This window comes from Novimethylophilus sp. (assembly GCF_036504375.1).
Classification (GTDB): domain Bacteria; phylum Pseudomonadota; class Gammaproteobacteria; order Burkholderiales; family Methylophilaceae; genus Novimethylophilus.
Map to the genome: position 1 here is coordinate 1 of NZ_DASXVH010000007.1, position 2070 is coordinate 2070.

The following is a 2070-nucleotide window of genomic DNA, read 5'->3' on the forward strand; positions in this document are numbered from 1 at the left end:
ATCCGTGCACCCGGCCCAAGTAGGCCGCCTGGTCAAGCAGCTTAGCGGCGGTAACCAGCAAAAGGTGGTGCTCGCGAAATGGTTGCTTTCCAATGCCCAGGTTCTGATCCTGGATGAGCCCACCCGGGGCGTCGATGTCGCCACCAAGGTGGAGATCTATAACATCATCAGCGGCCTAGCCGAACGCGGGATCGGGATCCTGATCATATCCTCTGAACTGCCCGAGATCCTTGGGATGAGTGACCGGGCTTTGGTCATGCGTAAGGGACGTCTGGCAGGCGAATTCAAAACGTCCCAAGCCAGCGAAGAAAGCTTATTAGCGTGCGCCGCAGGTGTGACCCAATGAAAAATACTCAAATTGAAGAGATTACTAAGCAAGCGACTGGCTCGAACTGGTTTCAGGACCTCATCCAGGCTGGCAAGACGGGTAAGTGGGCGGGGAGAATCTCCAAGCGGCGTTGGGTGGACTACGTCTTTCTTGGGGCGTTTATCCTGCTGTTGCTGCTGGCTGCGTCCATGTCCGACGTCTTTTTTACAGAGCGGAATATTAGCAACCTGCTGCGGCAAATCGTCACCAATGGTCTCATCAGCATTGGCATGCTGGTGGTGATGCTCACGGGAGGCATCGATCTTTCCGTGGGATCTGTGGTTGCGTTCTCGGCCATTGTCGTCTCAGGGATGCTCGAGCGGCAGGGTCTTCCCATGCTGGTCGCCATCTTGATCGCGCTGTGTGTCGGTATGCTGGCCGGCTTCTTCAATGGATTCGTAATCTCACGATTCAAGCTCCAGCCGTTTATCGTGACCCTTGCCAGCCTTGGGGCGTTTCGCGGATTAATTTACGTGTACTCCGAAACGCCCATCACGCCACAGGACCCGGCTTTCCGCACGCTGTTCGGCTCACCCATTTTCGGCCCATTCACCCTATCGATCTTGATCATGTTGGTTGCATTTCTCGTGGCGGAGTTCTTTCTGTCACGAACCACGGCCGGTCGAGCTATCGTAGCCCTCGGAGGCAATGAGGAAGCCGTGCGCCTGGCAGGCATCAATGTTCGAAAACATATCGTGCTGGCCTACGTGATCTCGGGTCTGGGTTCCGCTGTGGCTGGGGTCTTGCTCGCATCGCGTTTAGGCATCGCCCAACCGAGCGTAGGCGCTGGTTTTGAGCTCGACGCCATTGCCGCTTGCGTGATCGGTGGAGCAAGCATGAGCGGGGGGATCGGAACCGTGCTGGGTACATTCACTGGTGTGCTAACGCTCGGTTTGATCGACAACCTGCTTAACTTGTTCAACGTGCAATCCTATTACCAGCAGATCTTCAAGGGTCTGATCATTCTATTTGCAGTACTGGCCAGGCGTAAGGAATAGCTGTGGGGAGGGGGCTGGATTTCACTCCCCTGCGGGTATTCGGCCGAAAGGAGGCTCTGTAGAGATAAATAGGCGCACACAGATGGTGATAAATCGAGCAAACAACATCAGATCAGGAAGAAGGAGATCGAAATGAAACGCACACTAGTTTTGATCAGCAGTGTCCTTTTGCTAGCGCTCGTGTTGGGCGCTTGCGCACCGGCGGCAGCCACGCCTGCAGCTGGGACTGCGCCGCAAGCCAAACACTTCAAGATCGGCATGGCCAACTTCTCTCAGTGCTGTGCATATTTCATCGGGATGAACAAGGCGGTGATTGATGAGGCCAGTGCCTACCCGAATGTTGAGATTGTCAGCACCGACGCCAATGGCGACGCCGCCAAACTCAACTCGGACATCGAAGACCTGATCGCCAAGAAAGTGGACGGTATTATCATCAGCGGCGCATGGCTGGAGCAGCTGCCTGCCGCTATGGATTCACTTAAGAAAGCCGGAATCCCTGCGGTGCTGGTCGACCGGCAGTGGAAAGGTGGGTATACCAGCTACGTCGGCCCACAGAACTTCACCATCGGTCAGCAGAACGGCCAATACATCGTTGACCGGCTGGGCGGCAAAGGCACCGTAGTTGTGCTGAAGGGCGGCCCGGCAGACAACTCAATCGGACTCAACCGCACCAACGGTATGCTCGATATTGTCGGCAAAGTATCT

The 2070-nt window shown here is 55.7% G+C and carries 3 protein-coding genes; all 3 read left to right on the forward strand.

The features are described 5' to 3' along the window. The coding region (locus VGK14_RS00415) for an ATP-binding cassette domain-containing protein (protein ID WP_331506914.1) at positions 1–346 on the forward strand (346 nt) is incomplete at its 5' end. After that, positions 343–1365, forward strand: a complete 1023-nt coding sequence (locus VGK14_RS00420) for an ABC transporter permease (protein ID WP_331506915.1) — start codon at positions 343–345, stop codon at positions 1363–1365. The genes VGK14_RS00415 and VGK14_RS00420, both read left to right, overlap by 4 nt. A 132-nt stretch (positions 1366–1497) precedes the next feature. Further along, positions 1498–2070, forward strand: a 573-nt coding sequence (locus VGK14_RS00425) for a substrate-binding domain-containing protein (RefSeq protein WP_331506916.1), incomplete at its 3' end; no start/stop codon positions are given.

Bases quoted from the DNA above. Each gene is read 5' to 3' on its own strand.
- VGK14_RS00420 (WP_331506915.1), top strand. From the start codon at position 343: ATGAAAAATACTCAAATTGAAGAGATTACTAAGCAAGCGACTGGCTCG.